The 15759-nt window shown below is 58.7% G+C and carries 26 protein-coding genes; 20 read left to right on the top strand and 6 right to left on the bottom strand.

What is annotated here, in order from left to right:
- Positions 1-7 precede the first annotated feature (7 nt).
- Positions 8-1003 carry an AAA family ATPase gene (locus tag JTF07_RS02135; protein WP_204232675.1) on the bottom strand — a complete coding sequence of 332 codons (996 nt, stop codon included), beginning with the start codon at positions 1001-1003 and terminating at the stop codon, positions 8-10.
- A gap of 597 nt (positions 1004-1600) precedes the next feature.
- On the opposite strand from JTF07_RS02135, the gene nrdH reads away from it, so the two are divergent.
- From nrdH to nrdF, 4 genes are all read left to right on the top strand, one after another.
- Positions 1601-1849: a glutaredoxin-like protein NrdH gene (gene nrdH, locus JTF07_RS02130; protein ID WP_092106910.1), complete on the top strand. Its 249-nt coding sequence runs from the start codon at positions 1601-1603 to the stop codon at positions 1847-1849.
- Between the two features lies 1 nt (position 1850).
- The gene (nrdI, locus tag JTF07_RS02125; RefSeq protein WP_143923443.1) at positions 1851-2264 is read left to right on the top strand and encodes a class Ib ribonucleoside-diphosphate reductase assembly flavoprotein NrdI; all 414 of its coding nucleotides are present in this window, start codon (positions 1851-1853) and stop codon (positions 2262-2264) included.
- Positions 2265-2269: 5 nt separating this feature from the next.
- Entirely contained in the window at positions 2270-4396 is a 2127-nt protein-coding gene (gene nrdE, locus JTF07_RS02120) for a class 1b ribonucleoside-diphosphate reductase subunit alpha (protein WP_353843896.1), read from the top strand.
- Positions 4397-4560: 164 nt separating this feature from the next.
- Positions 4561-5541 carry a class 1b ribonucleoside-diphosphate reductase subunit beta gene (gene nrdF, locus JTF07_RS02115; protein ID WP_198396928.1) on the top strand — a complete coding sequence of 327 codons (981 nt, stop codon included), beginning with the start codon at positions 4561-4563 and terminating at the stop codon, positions 5539-5541.
- 329 nt (positions 5542-5870) lie between these two features.
- Here the strand turns inward: nrdF and JTF07_RS02110 are convergent, their stop codons facing one another.
- The 5 genes from JTF07_RS02110 to JTF07_RS02090 all read right to left on the bottom strand — a co-directional run bounded on the left by JTF07_RS02110 (position 5871) and on the right by JTF07_RS02090 (position 9671).
- Entirely contained in the window at positions 5871-6929 is a 1059-nt protein-coding gene (locus tag JTF07_RS02110; RefSeq protein ID WP_204232673.1) for a tyrosine-type recombinase/integrase, read from the bottom strand.
- A gap of 3 nt (positions 6930-6932) precedes the next feature.
- Positions 6933-7343: an ImmA/IrrE family metallo-endopeptidase gene (locus tag JTF07_RS02105; RefSeq protein ID WP_204232672.1), complete on the bottom strand. Its 411-nt coding sequence runs from the start codon at positions 7341-7343 to the stop codon at positions 6933-6935.
- Positions 7344-7379: 36 nt separating this feature from the next.
- The gene (locus JTF07_RS02100) at positions 7380-7859 is read right to left on the bottom strand and encodes a DUF4411 family protein (protein ID WP_353843848.1); all 480 of its coding nucleotides are present in this window, start codon (positions 7857-7859) and stop codon (positions 7380-7382) included.
- Between the two features lie 2 nt (positions 7860-7861).
- Complete coding sequence (locus tag JTF07_RS02095; protein ID WP_204232670.1) at positions 7862-8890, bottom strand: ImmA/IrrE family metallo-endopeptidase; 1029 nt, start codon at positions 8888-8890, stop codon at positions 7862-7864.
- A 223-nt stretch (positions 8891-9113) separates the two neighbouring features.
- A complete protein-coding gene (locus JTF07_RS02090) occupies positions 9114-9671 on the bottom strand; it encodes a hypothetical protein (protein WP_204232669.1) in 558 nt (185 codons plus the stop codon).
- A 175-nt stretch (positions 9672-9846) separates the two neighbouring features.
- On the opposite strand from JTF07_RS02090, the gene JTF07_RS02085 reads away from it, so the two are divergent.
- From JTF07_RS02085 to JTF07_RS02010, 16 genes are all read left to right on the top strand, one after another.
- Positions 9847-10125 (top strand): hypothetical protein, encoded by a 279-nt coding sequence (locus JTF07_RS02085; protein ID WP_204232668.1) that lies wholly within the window; start codon positions 9847-9849, stop codon positions 10123-10125.
- A gap of 80 nt (positions 10126-10205) precedes the next feature.
- Positions 10206-10562, top strand: coding sequence for a hypothetical protein (locus JTF07_RS02080; RefSeq protein WP_204232667.1), 357 nt, complete (start codon positions 10206-10208; stop codon positions 10560-10562).
- Positions 10559-10765, top strand: coding sequence for a hypothetical protein (locus tag JTF07_RS02075; RefSeq protein ID WP_204232666.1), 207 nt, complete (start codon positions 10559-10561; stop codon positions 10763-10765). Before JTF07_RS02080 ends, JTF07_RS02075 begins: the two co-directional genes overlap by 4 nt.
- Entirely contained in the window at positions 10762-10917 is a 156-nt protein-coding gene (locus JTF07_RS02070) for a hypothetical protein (RefSeq protein ID WP_204232665.1), read from the top strand. Before JTF07_RS02075 ends, JTF07_RS02070 begins: the two co-directional genes overlap by 4 nt.
- Positions 10898-11116, top strand: coding sequence for a hypothetical protein (locus JTF07_RS02065; protein ID WP_143924227.1), 219 nt, complete (start codon positions 10898-10900; stop codon positions 11114-11116). The genes JTF07_RS02070 and JTF07_RS02065 overlap by 20 nt, the downstream gene beginning before the upstream one ends.
- Positions 11113-11325 (top strand): hypothetical protein, encoded by a 213-nt coding sequence (locus tag JTF07_RS02060; RefSeq protein ID WP_204232664.1) that lies wholly within the window; start codon positions 11113-11115, stop codon positions 11323-11325. Before JTF07_RS02065 ends, JTF07_RS02060 begins: the two co-directional genes overlap by 4 nt.
- A complete protein-coding gene (locus JTF07_RS02055; protein WP_204232663.1) occupies positions 11322-11489 on the top strand; it encodes a hypothetical protein in 168 nt (55 codons plus the stop codon). The genes JTF07_RS02060 and JTF07_RS02055 overlap by 4 nt, the downstream gene beginning before the upstream one ends.
- Positions 11486-12511, top strand: a complete 1026-nt coding sequence (locus JTF07_RS02050; protein WP_204232662.1) for a YqaJ viral recombinase family nuclease — start codon at positions 11486-11488, stop codon at positions 12509-12511. Before JTF07_RS02055 ends, JTF07_RS02050 begins: the two co-directional genes overlap by 4 nt.
- Positions 12511-13371, top strand: coding sequence for a recombinase RecT (locus tag JTF07_RS02045; RefSeq protein ID WP_204232661.1), 861 nt, complete (start codon positions 12511-12513; stop codon positions 13369-13371). Before JTF07_RS02050 ends, JTF07_RS02045 begins: the two co-directional genes overlap by 1 nt.
- Positions 13371-13865, top strand: coding sequence for a single-stranded DNA-binding protein (locus JTF07_RS02040; protein WP_204232660.1), 495 nt, complete (start codon positions 13371-13373; stop codon positions 13863-13865). The genes JTF07_RS02045 and JTF07_RS02040 overlap by 1 nt, the downstream gene beginning before the upstream one ends.
- A complete protein-coding gene (locus tag JTF07_RS02035; protein WP_204232659.1) occupies positions 13846-14235 on the top strand; it encodes a WhiB family transcriptional regulator in 390 nt (129 codons plus the stop codon). The genes JTF07_RS02040 and JTF07_RS02035 overlap by 20 nt, the downstream gene beginning before the upstream one ends.
- Positions 14232-14579: a hypothetical protein gene (locus JTF07_RS02030; RefSeq protein WP_204232658.1), complete on the top strand. Its 348-nt coding sequence runs from the start codon at positions 14232-14234 to the stop codon at positions 14577-14579. Before JTF07_RS02035 ends, JTF07_RS02030 begins: the two co-directional genes overlap by 4 nt.
- A gap of 11 nt (positions 14580-14590) precedes the next feature.
- Positions 14591-14920 carry a hypothetical protein gene (locus JTF07_RS02025; RefSeq protein ID WP_204232657.1) on the top strand — a complete coding sequence of 110 codons (330 nt, stop codon included), beginning with the start codon at positions 14591-14593 and terminating at the stop codon, positions 14918-14920.
- On the top strand, positions 14917-15294 hold the full coding sequence (locus JTF07_RS02020) for a RusA family crossover junction endodeoxyribonuclease (RefSeq protein ID WP_204232656.1): 378 nt from the start codon (positions 14917-14919) through the stop codon (positions 15292-15294). Before JTF07_RS02025 ends, JTF07_RS02020 begins: the two co-directional genes overlap by 4 nt.
- 12 nt (positions 15295-15306) lie before the next feature.
- Positions 15307-15570, top strand: a complete 264-nt coding sequence (locus tag JTF07_RS02015; protein ID WP_204232655.1) for a glutaredoxin domain-containing protein — start codon at positions 15307-15309, stop codon at positions 15568-15570.
- Positions 15567-15758, top strand: a complete 192-nt coding sequence (locus JTF07_RS02010; RefSeq protein WP_204232654.1) for a hypothetical protein — start codon at positions 15567-15569, stop codon at positions 15756-15758. The genes JTF07_RS02015 and JTF07_RS02010 overlap by 4 nt, the downstream gene beginning before the upstream one ends.
- Position 15759: the final 1 nt, after the last annotated feature.

The following is a 15759-nucleotide window of genomic DNA, read 5'->3' as shown; positions in this document are numbered from 1 at the left end:
CACCCGATCAGGGAGTGGGGACGGCCATGAGGAGGGCATCGACGACCTGTGCGCTCGTGATGTTCTCCGCTGCGGCTTCGAAGTTGAGTTGGATGCGGTGAGCGAGGATTCGGTGGGCCAGATCCTTGATGTCTTCGGGGATGACGTAATTGCGGCCACGGATCATCGCCAGAGCCCGTCCCGCGTTGGTGAAGGCGATCGAGGCGCGGGGGCTGGCGCCATATTCGATGAAGGGAGCCAGGCGACCCAGATACTTCGTGGTGTTCCTCGTGGCATGGACGAGTTCGACTAGGTAGCGGGTGATCGACGGGTCGACGTAGATGGTGCGTGCGTATTGCTGCAGCGTCTCCACATCCTTGAGGCTGCAGGAGGGTTTCGGGACAGAGTCGCGATCGAAGACACCCGAATCGAGTCGCGACAGGATCTCCATCTCCTCATTGGGGTTGGGATGGGTCAGGAGATCCTTGATCATGAACCGATCGAGTTGCGCTTCGGGCAGCTGGTAGGTGCCCTCCTGTTCGATCGGGTTCTGTGTGGCCATAACGAGGAAAGGACGGGGAAGTTCGAACCGCTGCCCCCCGATCGTCGTCTGCTTCTCCTGCATCGCCTCGAGCATGGCGCTCTGCGTCTTCGCCGACGAGCGGTTGATCTCATCGAGGAGGACGATGTTGGCGTGCACCGGGCCCAGGACTGTATTGAAAGAGCCTTCTTGGGCGTTGTAGATCTGCGAGCCGATGATGTCCGCGGGCAGCAGATCGGGCGTGCACTGGATGCGGGAGAACTTTCCATCCACAGCATTGGCCAGCGCCGCCGCCGCAGTTGTCTTGGCGAGCCCGGGGACACTCTCCAGGAGAAGGTGGCCGCTGGAGAGGAGACCGATGAGCAGACTCTCGCGCAGGCGCTGCTGTCCGACGACGAAATGGTCAAGATAGGATTCCAGACCGCTCAGGATCGATTGGGCGTGTGCGATCTCTTGAGTGTTGGCGGGTGCCGTTGCCGTCATGGTGGTGCCTCTCGAATCTCAACTGGCTGACAGAACCAGCATATGGGTTGACCCTGACACCCGACTGGACTCTTTCGTGTCAGTACCGACACATACCATTTGAAGACCGACACGCAATGATGAAGAACAGCGCGAAAGACTCAGAGGAGACCGTGGGAAGGAGGTGGGAGCCCCGCGGAGATGGAGTGGGAGCGACCGCGAAATGGGATGCTGGGCGCTCGGAGAGGGAATCGAATGTGACACGCCGACGAAGTACCCACAGGGGAAATTTTTATCTGTGGACAGATGTGGAAAACGGTCTCGGCTGGGGTGTCTGAAAATGGCTTTTCGGCCCCATAGACCAGTGTCCTCGCAGGTGATCGAACTACATCAGTGTCATTCGTGACTTGTGGATGACTGTGGACGGTTCGAACACAGGTTGTGGATGGTCAAAAGAACACTGGTGTAACACTGGATATAGGGGTAGAGTCGATCTCGAACACAACATCTAGTGGTCGCCCTGGGGCATGATCTGCGTGATATTCGTCATTGTCAAGGTCATGAGCCCGGTGGAAATACCGTGAAGTCTAAGCCGAAGTGCAGAAATGAGGAGTCGCGATGATCACCGTGTACACCAAGCCAGCTTGCGTCCAGTGCAACGCTACGTACCGTGCGCTCGATGCCAAAGGGCTGAAGTACAAATCGGTCGATCTCAGTGTCGATGAGAACGCCTTGGATGTCGTCAAGGCCATGGGCTACATGCAGGCTCCCGTCGTTGTCACTGATAACGACCACTGGTCAGGTTTCCGTCCGGACAAGATCGCCACCCTGGCCGGAGAGCAGACCTCGGTTTCCGTTGTAGCCTGACATGCTCCTGGTCTACTACTCGAGCAGCTCTGAGTACACCGACCGATTCGTCAGCAAGCTGCGGCACCCCTCACGCCGACTTCCCCTGCTGACAAAAGATGAGACGCTGGCGATCGACGAACCGTTCGTCCTTGTGACTCCCACCTACGGAGCCGGCCCCAACAGAGGCGCCGTCCCCAAGCAAGTGATCAAGTTCCTCAATATCGAATCGAATCGCCGCCACCTCGTCGGCGTCATCGGCGCCGGAAATACGAACTTCGGCGAAGAATACTGTCGCGCGGCACGCAAAGTGGCCGCGAAATGCAATGTACCCGTGCTGTACCGTGTCGAACTCCTCGGAACCCCAGAGGACGTCGAAGCAGTGAATTTAGGATTGGACAAACTGTGCGTGAGCTCGCTGAAGACCGCAATGTAGAAGACATCATCCGCGAAGAGACGGATCTCGACTACCATGCGCTCAACGCCATGCTGAATCTGTATGACCAGGACGGTCGGATCCAGTTCGAGCGTGACAAACAGGCTGCCAGGCAGTACTTCCTGCAGCATGTCAACAACAACACCGTCTTCTTCCATGACCTCAAGGAGAAGCTCGACTACCTCGTCGAAAAGGAATACTACGAACCCGAAGTCCTCGAACAGTACTCCTTCGACTTCATCGAGGAGCTTTCGAAGCACGCCTATTCGGCTAAGTTCCGGTTCCAGACCTTCCTCGGTGCTTTCAAGTTCTACACCTCCTACACGCTGAAGACCTTCGACGGAAAGCGCTACCTCGAACGCTTCGAAGATCGCGTCGTCATGGTCGCACTGTTCCTTGCTCGCGGCGACGAGACCCTGGCTACGCAGCTCGTCGACGAGATCATCCACGGTCGCTTCCAGCCGGCCACCCCGACCTTCCTCAACGCGGGTAAGAAGCAGCGCGGCGAACTCGTGTCCTGCTTCCTGCTGCGCATCGAAGACAACATGGAGTCCATCGGCCGCTCCATCAACTCCGCCCTGCAGCTGTCGAAGCGCGGTGGCGGTGTGGCCTTCGCCCTGACCAACATCCGCGAGTCCGGTGCACCGATCAAGAAGATCGAGAACCAGTCCTCGGGCGTCATCCCCGTCATGAAGCTGCTCGAAGACTCCTTCTCCTACGCCAACCAGCTGGGTGCACGGCAGGGCGCCGGAGCTGTGTACCTGCACGCTCACCATCCCGACATCTACAAGTTCCTCGACACCAAGCGCGAGAACGCCGATGAGAAGATCCGGATCAAGACTCTGTCATTGGGCGTCGTCATTCCGGACATCACGTTTGAATTGGCCAAGCGCAACGAGGACATGTACCTCTTCAGCCCCTACGATGTCGAGCGCGTCTACGGCATGCCCTTCTCTGACGTCAACGTGACAGAGAAGTACGAGGAGATGGTCGACAACGCGGCCATCAAGAAGAGCAAGATCAATGCACGCGAGTTCTTCCAGACCTTGGCAGAGATCCAGTTCGAGTCCGGATACCCGTATGTCATGTTCGAAGACACGGTGAACAAGGCGAACCCGATCGACGGCAAGATCATCATGTCGAACCTGTGTTCGGAGATCCTTCAGGTCTCCGAGCCCAGTAAGTACGACTCCGATCTGGGATACGACGTCGTCGGCAAGGACATCTCCTGCAACCTCGGTTCTCTCAACATCGCACTGACGATGGATTCCGAGAACTTCGGTCGGACCATCGAGACCGCGATCCGCGGACTGACGGCTGTCGCTGAGACCTCCGACATCCAGTCGGTTCCTTCGATCGCTCGCGGCAATGACATGTCGCATGCCATCGGACTCGGTCAGATGAACCTTCACGGCTACCTTGCCCGGGAGCACATCTACTACGGTTCGGACGAGGGTCTCGACTTCACGAACATGTATTTCTACACCGTCGCCTACCACTGTGTGCGTGCGTCGATGGAGATCGCGAAGGAACGTAAAGCTGCCTTCGCCGGATTTGAGAGGTCGAAGTACGCGACTGGTGAATACTTCGACAAGTACACCGAGGAAGCGTGGGAACCACGTACCCAGCGTGTGGCCGCGATGTTCACCGAAGCCGGCGTGCATATCCCTACTCAGGATGATTGGCGTGAGCTCAAGGCCGCAGTTGCCGAGCACGGCATCTACAACCAGAACCTGCAGGCCGTTCCACCCACCGGATCGATCTCCTACATCAACAACTCGACCTCGTCGATCCACCCTGTGGCCTCGAAGGTCGAGATTCGCAAGGAAGGCAAGATCGGGCGTGTGTACTACCCGGCGCCCTTCATGGACAACGACAACCTCAAGTACTACCAGGATGCCTACGAGATCGGCTATGAGAAGATCATCGACACCTATGCCGAGGCCACGAAACACGTGGATCAAGGGCTGTCGCTGACCTTGTTCTTCATGGACACCGCCACGACTCGTGACATCAACAAGGCGCAGATCTACGCGTGGCGCAAGGGCATCAAGACCATCTACTACATCCGGTTGCGCCAGCTCGCGCTGGAGGGCACCGAGGTCGATGGCTGCGTATCCTGCATGCTGTGACCGATGGGTTCAGCGGGTCGGTGTGAACCGGCCCGCTGAACCCATGTCCCAGATTCCGCGAGTTGAGTGGACCTGAGCCCGCACAAGGAATCCGGGCAGAAAGCATTCTCAGTCTGCTGGGCAGACCACACGTACGCACGGCGTACCTGCAACTTGGAAGAGAGATGGAAACGTTGGAGAACCTGACTTTGGCGTCGCATGTCGATGCCATCAACTGGAACCGTGTCATCGATCCCGTCGATGATGACGTCTGGGATCGCCTCACCGGAAACTTCTGGCTGCCTGAGAAGGTGCCGCTGAGCAACGACATCCCTTCGTGGGCGACACTTACGGAGGAGGAGAAGACGCTGACGATGCGCGTCTTCACCGGTCTGACACTGCTCGATACCATTCAGGGCACCGTGGGTGCGATCTCCTTGATTCCCGATGCGGTGACGCCGCATGAGGAGGCCGTGATGACGAACATCGCGTTCATGGAGAGCGTGCATGCGAAGTCATATTCTTCGATCTTCTCGACCCTGTGCTCGACGAAGGAGATCGACGAGGCGTTCCGTTGGTCGCGGGAGAACACCTACCTGCAGTCCAAGGCGGACATCATCCTCAGCTACTACCGAGGCGATGACCCGCTCAAGCGCAAGGTTGCCTCCACACTGCTGGAATCTTTCCTCTTCTACTCCGGCTTCTACCTGCCCATGTACTGGTCTGCACATGCGAAGCTGACGAACACGGCGGACCTCATCCGCCTCATCATCCGTGACGAAGCTGTTCACGGCTACTACATCGGCTACAAGTACCAGAAGGGCTTGGAGTCACAGTCTGAAGAGCGCAAGCAGGAGCTCAAGGACTACACGATGAACCTCATGTTCGAGCTCTACGAGAACGAGGTCGCTTACACCCATGATCTCTACGACTCGGTAGGTCTGGCCGAGGACTGCAAGATGTTCCTCCACTACAACGCCAACAAGGCCCTGATGAATCTCGGGTACGAAGCGATGTTCCCGAAGGAGGTCACCGAGGTCAACCCGGCGATCCTCGCAGCTCTCTCGCCAAACAGCGACGAGAACCACGACTTCTTCTCCGGATCCGGATCCTCCTACGTCATCGGCAAGGCCGAGAACACGGAAGACGACGACTGGGACTTCTAAATTCGCAGGTGACAGCGGTGGAGGCCTCGAGTCTTGGATCTTGTAAAGATGCCGATGCGACTCGGGGCCTTCGTCGTTTCCACCACCTGCCCAAAGTTTGCCCATTCCCGAATGCGAAAGGAGGTGAAAGGAAAATGGCCAAAGGACGTGCGCGCAGCGCAATCACTGGACGCTTTGTGAAGATGTCGACGGCCGCCCGCAATCCGCGGACGACCGTCGTTCATAAGCCCAAGAAGAAGTAAGTACTGATCCCTCTGCAGGATCCCCATCCGGGCGTGAGAACGAATTTGCACTTCGTTCTCACGCCCACTCTATCTATGGTGAAGGCTTCACGCGAGCCGTGCACTGCGAGCTGCATCAATCCTTTGGGCAACGTCATCGACGTCGGTGTCGAACAGGTCCGAGTACACGTCCAGTGTCATGGCTGCGGAGGAGTGCCCGAGCATGTTCTGTACGACCTTCACGCTCGCGCCGGCAGACACCGCGAATGATGCCGCCGAATGTCGCAGATCGTGGAAGACGAAGCCCTCAGCCAGTCCGGCCTTCTTCCTCACGGACAGGAACCACGACTCTTGATTCTTAGGCTCGGCGAGTTCTGGGATCAGGAGTCCATCCGGCCCAGCCTTGAGCGTGAGTGTACGGAACTGGTCGTGCATGAACTTCGGATATCCTACGGACCGTTCCCGACCGTTCTTCGATACTTCGGCACGGACCTTCACTCGGCGAGATTTGAGGTCAACATCGTCGGGCGTGAGTGTCGCGATCTCGTTCCACCGCAAACCCATGTACGCGGCAACGTAGATGACGAATCCGTACCGGCCGCGCTGTTGCCGCAGGTGGTGCTCATCGGCGGCCTGTGCCACCTTCTCGACTTGCTCGTAGGTGAGGTACACGTTCTTGCGATGGGACAGTGTGGGAAGGTTCTTGATTCCGCTAGCAGGGTTACGCGAGAGAAGATAGTCATCGACCGCCAACTGCAGGACCGCCTGCAAGACATAGTGCGCCCGTCGGACGGTGCGAGCCTTCCGCTTCTCCGACAGCGCAGACACCCAATTGCGAACTTGGGACCGGTGTACGCGATTGACGGCGAGGGCGCCGAACTCCGGGTAGATGTGAACCCTTAGGGTGGTCTCGTAGACGATCTTTGAGGAGGGCTTCACGCTCACGGTCTTCAACCAATGTGCGCCGAGTTCTCCGACGGTGATTTTCCCCTTGGTTGGGTCGACGTAGTTGCCCTCGAGCTTCGAGACCTCGACGGTGTTGAGGAAGACCTGTGCTTCTCTCTTCGTTCTGAAGCCGCGGCGGTCGGTGGGTTTACGATCCGGCTTCGTGTACCGAACCCTGTACCGTCGGCCCTTCTTCGTCTCGTAGGGTTCGATCGTTGCCATAACCTATCCGTTCCGTGCTTGCCCGATCAGTCGGAGCAGCACCTTCTCGTGTGGGTGCAGGAACCGTAGTCGGTCTTCGAGCACCTCTGGTATGACGTTGAGCTCGTCGGCCGCCTCGTGAGCTGTGTGGGCCCATCGGAAGACGTCGACGAGGGCATCCCAGTCGATGAGTTTTCGGGCAGTCAGTCGACGCGCTGCTTGCTCTTCTTTCGGGTCGTCACAGTTCGTGTGCCCGAGGTCGATGTGTGCTTGTTCGTGTTGGACTGCGCAGCGTCTCTCGACTTGCAGTAGGTCGGCGTCGAGCCAGATGGCGTTGTTGCCGTTCGTGGCGGCTATTCGTGTGTCGTTGAACTTGGTGCGGTGCAGGACAACGCCGTCCCCGCGCTCACGTAGTTCTCTCCATGGATGGTGCATACCTCAAGACCATACGAGGAGGGGGTGACACACGTTTTACTTCAGTTGCACTCGCTCTCGTCTCAACATTTCGAATGCAGTGATGCACTCAACTCCTAAATGATCGCAAGCATCTGGGATCTTCACTCTCGATTTGCGGTTGGGTTCAGAGAGTTCGTTGGTAACAACTACGGAATTGTTCGACAACGACTGTCCGACTAGAAAAAAGTCGCCCTTGCTTTGGAACTCCGACGCTGCGCTATCTTTGAAATACCCGGCTTCAGCCCATGTGGCAAGAGTCTCGAATGCGGTGGCATCACCAGCTGTGGGCGAAATCGAGAACCCTTTGGGTAGGCCCTTCATCCACATTGCAAGTTGATCGTTACCTAACTCAACTTCATCCCGCACGGATTTGACTGTATGCACCGTGCCTCTATGGTGTGCAGCAACAAGCCAATCCCAATAGCCAGGCGCGATATCGAAACCGTAGTATCGGTTTTTTGCGTCGATCATGGAGTCTGCGTCCAGAAGATACACCCTTACACCCCAACAGTCCGTGCTAGTTCGTTGAAGGTCTCGGGCCTACGCGTGCCCGCAATTCGCAACGCTTCGCCGTATGTGGTCCCACCCTCATACGTATCCACGGCAAGCGATCGCGCAATAGTTTTACCCAGCCGGATTGCTTGGTTGCTATACCAGTTTCCCCCGCCGCTCTTCCCGCTTAGTTTGGCCTCTCGAGCTAGCTTGCGCGCCCGTCGCACTTCCGGCCCGAACTGTTTCTCAAAGCTTTCCTTGGTTACACAATCAAAAGCCTTTAGTCGAACAAGGATCATCACAGTGCTGACATTGAACTGTCGGGATAAAGTATCGAGGGTTCCGCGTGGTACTTGCCCGTCGAATCGCTCCCACTGGTGCGCTTCCTTCGGCACTAGAAGCTCAGCAGCGACGCGGTTGCACCAGGATTCTGTGCGTCCAGCAGTTTGATCTGTGTAATCAGGGTTGGAGACTCCGGATGTTCCGCTAAACAGGTGCGCCAACTCATGCGCGAGAGTGAAAACCTGTCCGTTCTTCGTGTCGGCTCCGTTAACGAAGATCAGTGGTGCCCACCTCTCACTGACCGAGAAACCGCGGAAGTCTTCGGTATCCAGAGGCCGTCGGTTATTTCCAGCGACCACCCCACTGCTTAGCACCAGTCCACCGACGTTCTCTATAGCTTGAGAAATGCTATTGATCGCGTCCTGAATCTTCTTGTAGCCTTCAGCAATCGCGGGTTTTAGCCCCAGAGTATTCCTGATCTGGTCTGCCACTGATCTGGGGGATTGGCCGACTTTCACGCTACCAACCCACTCCACTGGATCTTCGTGGTGGCGTCTCAGGTAGTCGACGTACCAGTCGCGGCGAACTTCGACCCATCGAATAGTGTCGATCAAATCGGCGGACGGCTCCGGGGCTCGATTGTTCACTGTCCGGAAGTCAGGTAGAGACAATGCCTCTTCCGGAGGCTTTGCAAGAAAGAGTTTCCCAAACGGAACTCGCGTCCATTTTGCGAAAGTTTGGAGCTGATTCATTGTGGGGCTCGCGCTTCCTTCGAGCCACGCGTGGACGTTCTTTAACCCTGCGGCACCCGATAGGTCCGACGGGTCCCTTTCGGAACGGTGGAGGGCCCATTGCAGGACTTCAGGTTTCACCGCTACGCGTTCTGTCATACCTGGATAACCTCCCTTACGCCTTAGCCACTAGCATAGTCTCCCCGACGGCTTAGCGGTGTTTAGCTTGGTCTGGGGAGTAAATTCACTCCTGGTCCTCCGGATCCTGTGACCCTTCGGCGTCCTCATCCTGCTTGTCCTTCTGCTTCTTGCCCCGATTTGGTGCACGGTACGCAGCGGTGTCGCTTGCGGGAGGGGGAGGGACTAGTGAGTAGACGTTGTCGCCGGCCCCGTTTTCCTCATCTACCACAAGGTCCTTGCGCTTTTGGTTCATGGAGGTGGCACCGTGTTCACTGCCATCACCTGCTCTCGTGTTCGCCTCCGCCAGTTGGCGGATGATCTCATTCACAGCCGATCGCTGAGAACGCGTGAGCAAGTTTGCTGATTCGTCTGGCTCGAACTCCCCGAGGTCAGGGGCAATTCCGGCCAACCGGCGAACCTCATTCGACGGCAATCGTAGGACGAATGCCAATGCTTCGAGAGTCGCCGGATCCGCAGTAGCTGGATGCGAACCGTTGGTGTACACGGTGGCCGAATAGTTCGACAGCCGGTACCCGTTGGCTTGTGCGAGCTCGGACATCTTCCGTGTGGAGATGCCGAGCTTGTTCTTCGCTGCTGCTAGACGATCGGATAGCTCGCTCACAAGGATCACTTTCATGCAGGTGGTCTGTATATACAAACTTACCCTTGCCAGTCCTGGCACGGAACTACAACGCTGTAATTCGTTGATACCAAGCTGTATATACACATTTCTCAATCTGGGACTTGCCATGCCCTGGAAAGCGCTATACGCTAGATCTATCGACAAGGAGATGAACATGAAATACAAAGTCAACCGACGGATCTTCAATCAGTACCTGGCGGAGGAGGTTCGAGAGCACGGCTCCGAACGCCGAGTCGCAATGCGTACTCGCCTGTCGCACACGCTTATCCAGTCGCTTCGCAAGGGGTTCGAGACCACCAAAGATGGTCGCCGCATTCCAAAGACTCAGGTGAACCTGGCAACCGCTCGCAAGATCGAAGCGGCGTGGGGGATCCCGAGGGAGGTGTGTTTTTTACCCGATGTGCTAGATGCTCGATCAATCACCGCAGCATAGGGGCCGACATGAACCAGGACAAAGAAAAGACCCCCGGTGCGGCAACACCGAGGGCTAACGATCCAGAAAGGACCAACAACATGAACCAGAATATCAGCCCAACCGGCGATGAACTCCGTCAGACCGGGCAGCACATCGTCATGGTCAACGATTCCGTCGAAGCCAACGCCGGCAAAATCATCCGGGCCACGCTCCTGCGCTTCATTGAGACAGGCCAGCAGTTCTCAGCCGATGGAGTCCGTGAAGAACTCGAAGCCAGCGATCTAGTTGCTCGGGCCATGTTCAAACGCCCGAACCTTCTGCCCGCCATCATCGGCGCCGCATCACGGAAGGGCCTCATTGAACCAATCGGATTTGTGAAGCCGAACCGGCCGTCCCGGCACTCAAACCGGAACCTGATCTGGCGGGCCACCGAGCAGGGGAGGGCGGCCGCATGAACGCCGTCGCATTCGACTGTGGTGACTGTATCCCCATCGCAGAGGGGCAGACAGTTCAGTCGGTCATCACAGACCACCTCACATGGTGCAACCAGTGCCATGACGAGCGCACCGAGCACGAGAAGCACCTCGACGAGCTCCACCAGCGCACCTGGGAATCCCGCGTCAATGCGGCACTCACGGAAGTGAGGGTCCACCCATGACCGAGGAAGTCATCGTCGCCACAGCCGTGACCGTCATGGCCGCCGTCGCCCTCGGAATGATCACCGCCGTCGGCTGGGCCCAATACGAACTTGAACGCGACCAGCACCGCAACTCACAGGAAGGACAAGACCATGGCCGCACTACTGACTGACAAGGAAGTCGCTGACCAGATCGGCATCAGCGTCGACCAGCTCCAAGCGGATCGTGCCCTCGACCGCGGCGATGGCGGCGACCGGATCCCCGCATGGATCGAGGTTGGCACCTCATGGCGGCCCCGAGCTCGCGGCACACGCCAGGCTGCAGTCGACGCTTGGCTCGACCGCCACGAAACGAACGGGGTCGCAGCATGATGCACTTCAACGCCAAGACCGCGACCGTGAATCACATCAACGGGGAACTCCACGTCGAGTTCACCACCATCAAGGGCAAGCAGGTCATCGGAGTCCTCGCCGACGGTGCTGGGGCGCAGTTCCTCAACGACGTCGAGGACGCAGTTCTCGAGCAGTCACACTACCGAGACCGCGGCGCCGCCTTCCCCCTGGATCGAGGTGCGGCATGAACCTCGCACGCTTCACCCTCGGCCTGATCCTCGCGATCACCGGCCTCGCCCTAGTCGGCGCCTCAGCCGGCACCGTCAACGGCGGATTTGTCGTCGGCGCACCAACTCTCATCATCGGCGGATTCGTCCTGAGTCTCGCCCTCCCGAAAAGGACACAGAAATGACAAGCAACTGGAAAGCCCCACACGGCAAACTCATCCTCCCCGCTGACGCAGGGCGCGATGACTGGCTGAAAACCCGCCGCATCGGCCTCGGCGGATCCGACATGGCAGAGATCACCGGTGCCTCCAACTTCTCCACGCCGTTCGAGATCTGGCAAGACAAAACCAGTACCGACGATCCCGTGGAGGAAGAGAAGGACATCTTCTGGTTCGGTCAGGAAGTCGAACCACTGTTGGCTGCACGCTTCACCGCGGACACCGGTATCGGCACACGCAACGTCGGGACGTACCAGTCGAAGACGCACCTGTTCCTCCTGGCTAATCCCGATCGGTTCACCGCCGACGGGGGAGTCCTCGAGATCAAGACCACCGGCATCTACACGGACAAGGCGAAGGACTGGAAAGCCGGAGAAATCCCCGACAACGCCTACGTGCAGGGTCAGACGTACCTGGCGGTGACGGGCCGCTCGCACCTGTGGTTCATTGCTCTCGTCGACCGGACCCCGTACATCGTCGGACCCGTCGAGAGGGACGAGACGCTGATCGCCGAGATCCAGGCGACCGCAGCCGAGTTCTGGACCTACGTTGAAGCAAACACTCCGCCACCGGTGGACCTGTCGTCTGTCACGTCGGAAGAGCTCAGTAGCCGGTACCCGCATGTGCTCGACCCTGAGTCCTGTGCTGAGGCGCCCTTGCCGGAACTTGTGGAGGACGACCTCATGAAACTTGCCGAGATCAAGGAGGCCGAGAAGGAATTCAAGGAGTCCCGCACCGCGATCGAAACCCGGCTGAAAGCAGTCATCGGCGACCACGAGTACCTCACCCTCGCAGGCCATCCCGTCGCACGTTGGCAGCAAGTCGCTGGCCGTCGCTCATTCGACAAGACCGCAGTGCTCGAGAAGATCGCCGCCGACCGTGGTCTCGAACCCACCAAGCAGAATCTCAAAACCATCGAGGACGAATACACCAAGCAGGGCGCACCCACGCGCCGCCTGTCCATCATCGAAACGAAAGAAGCAGCCTGATGTCTACCGAACTCGCAATCACCAACCCTGCTGCGGCCATGACCATCGGCGAAAAACAGCAGTACGCAGAACTACTTGCCCAGGCATCACTCCTGCCGAAGCAGTACCAACGAAACCCCGCAAACGTGCTCCTCGCCATGGAACTAGGGCAGTCCCTGTCCATTCCGCCGATCCAGGCGATCAACGAAGTACACGTCATCGAAGGTAAACCGTCGGCCTCAGCGAACCTCATCGGTGGACTCGTTCGACGCGCCGGCCACGTCCTCCGTATCCGCGTCGACCGGGAAGCAATGGCTGCGACAGCACAGATCATCCGCAACGACGATCCGGACTACACGTTCGAGGTCACCTGGACGATGGACGACGCGAAGCGTGCCGGGTCGACGAACAAGGACAACTGGAAGAAGTATCCGATCGCGATGCTCAAGGCCCGCGCCATCACCGAGGTTGCTCGCGAAGCCTGCCCCGAAGCGCTCATGGGCATCTCGTACACCCCGGACGAACTCGGTGCTGTCGTCGATCAGGACGGCAATCCCGTCAATGTCGCCGCGAACGCGGCACCCATGCCGAGGGCCCGAACCTCCAAGCAACGGGAGCAGGCAAACAAGCCGGTGGCCGCGAAGCAGCAGGGGAGTGGGCGGGATTGGTTGGCGGAGCTCGACCAGTGCGCGACGTCGGAAGATGTTCGCGAACTCTATCGGGCATGCAGTGCCGCCGGTGAGTTGACGCAGGAGATCGCGGACCAGATGAACTCGGCGGGATCGATCCTTGCCGCGAATGAGAAGAACCAGCATACAGAAGAAGTCGTTGACGGGGAACTCGTGGACGCCAACGGAGAAATCAAGGGAGACGCAGCGTAATGGCAGGCGAAACAATCATCACAGTCGTTGGAAATCTCACGGCGGATCCGGAACTCCGGTTCACCCCGAACGGTGCCGCGGTCGCGAACTTCACCATAGCTTCCACACCGCGCCAGTTCGATCGACGGTCCAACGAGTTCAAAGACGGTGAGACCCTGTTCCTCCGGTGCTCGGCATGGAAGAAGCTGGGCGAGAACATCGCGGAATCCCTACAGCGTGGCACAAGCGTTGTCGCGCAGGGCCGCCTCAAGTCTCGATCGTTTGAGACGAAGGAGGGGGAGAAGCGCACCGTGACGGAACTCGACGTCGACGAGATTGGCCCGAGTCTCAAGCGTGCGACTGCCGTGGTCACGAAGATCCAGGCTGGCGGCGGTGGGTTCAGTGGCCAGCAGAGCCAGCAGCAGGGCGGCAATTGGGGCAACCAGCAGCAGGCCCAGCGGTCGAACGGATGGGGTCAAAACCCAGGAGCAGGCAGTGCCGAACCGCCATTCTGAACGCTACGGCGACGACTGGGAAGGCGCAGTGTGCGCTCAAATCGGTGCCGAGGTGGCGGACAGCATGTTCTTCCCCCTCGGCCCCGACCAGGGCGCCATGGCAGTGAAACTCTGCTGGGACTGCCCAATCCGCGCACGCTGCCTCACCGTCGCCCTCGAAGAGGAGCGCGGCACGCCTGCCCGCGATAGGTTCGGTATCCGCGGTGGACTCAGCGGCCATCAGCGAGCTGATCTCGATCCCGGCAAAATCTGTGCCGACTGCGGATCACCCATCATCACCAGGTCCGAACACTGCGACGACGACCGCGACGTCCACCGACTCAAGCACCGTCGCGAATACGAACGAGAACGACGAAGGGACGCGGCGTGACTGCCGGCCAGCTCAGCATCTTCGACGTGCTCGGCAGTGACGGAGATCCGACTACATGCCCGTTCTGCGGGTGGTCATGGACAGGAAAAGGCTCGTATCCACTGGACCTGCATATCGAAGGCTCGAACGGGTGGGCATTCGGTGCATCCGAGACAGGCAAGTGCGAGAACCAGAAGATCTACCTATTCCGGATCGGCGCCCAGCAGCACTTCGGTCTGCGCCTCCGCGACGACGAACCCAACACCACATACAAGAACGATCTGCTCGGCGTGATCCTCGAAGCCAAACAGTGCGGATGCACGGACGCGCAGATCAAGAAGATCCTCAAGGCAGCGCGAAAGTAATGGAGAAGGAAATGACGCTCAGTTCCCGATACACCCCGGTCGCACCGTACCGGCAGATGCTCGGTGACCTCCGCGGCAAATACCCGCATGGTGAGCTAGCCCGCCGACTCAATGTCACACCCCGCACCCTGCACAGAGCCATGAACGCCGAAGCTGTGAACATCACCCGCAAACTTGCCGACGCGATCCTGTTCGAAGCTGGCGTAGGGCAGGAACCTGAACCCACCCACCTGGGCGAGACCGTCACTGGGGCGGATGTCTTTGCCTACTCGCAGACGGCGCGTGGCAAAACGTTCGTTGCACAGTGCCGTCGTCCGAATCAGCTCAGAGTCGCGGCATGACAGAGCTCATCATCGACATCCATAAGGCGTATTGGATCAGCGACAACGATCGACTGTACTGGGCGGCACTGGCGAAGCGGAAGAAGCATATCCGCCAGCTCGCCCACTACCTCGCGAAGCAGCAGAAACTCGTCCTGCCAACACCCGTGCTCGTCGTCGCTGAAATCGGATTCCGAACCGGAGGCCGCGCAGATCCAGGGAACGCATCGCTAGCGGTCAAAGCTGCCCTCGACGGCCTGACAGACGCTGGTGCATGGCCCGACGACGACAGCCGGCACGTCATCGGACCCGACTACCGCCGCGGCCTCAAAGCGCCAGTGAAGGACCGGTACCGCATCCATCTCAAGTTCATCGACCAGTACGTCCCATTCTAAGGAGACCCCACCATGGCAATCACCATCTACGAGTCGCCCAATTGCTCCGGATGCAGGCTCACGAAAGCCGTTCTCAACCGCGAAGGTATCCCGTACCAGACAGTGGACCTCGGCACCGACCTCGACGCATACAGGGCAGTCAAAGCGCTCGGCCACAAGCAAGCCCCCGTCGTCTGCGTCACCTACCCCGACGGAACAGAAGAGCACTGGAGCGGTCTCCGACCGGACAAGCTCAACACCTACATCACCGCAGTCAAGGGAGCGCAGGCAGCATGACGAACAGCATCGGTTACGCGAACCCTGCCGGCACCAACCTCGGCACCATAGCGCTCGAGAAACTCCGCAACACACCTGCCGAACGCCACAAGGCCACCGAGGTCGTCGAATCATGGCTGCCCGTCGACGAAGCACGTGAAGTTCTCGAAGCGCTCGGGCTGCTGCCACCACGACCAGGGAGGGAATAGG

This window comes from Brevibacterium sp. RIT 803, assembly GCF_016892625.1.
Lineage (GTDB): Bacteria > Actinomycetota > Actinomycetes > Actinomycetales > Brevibacteriaceae > Brevibacterium.
The sequence above is the reverse complement of the archived record's forward strand: the minus strand, read 5'-3'. Positions and strand labels throughout refer to the sequence as shown.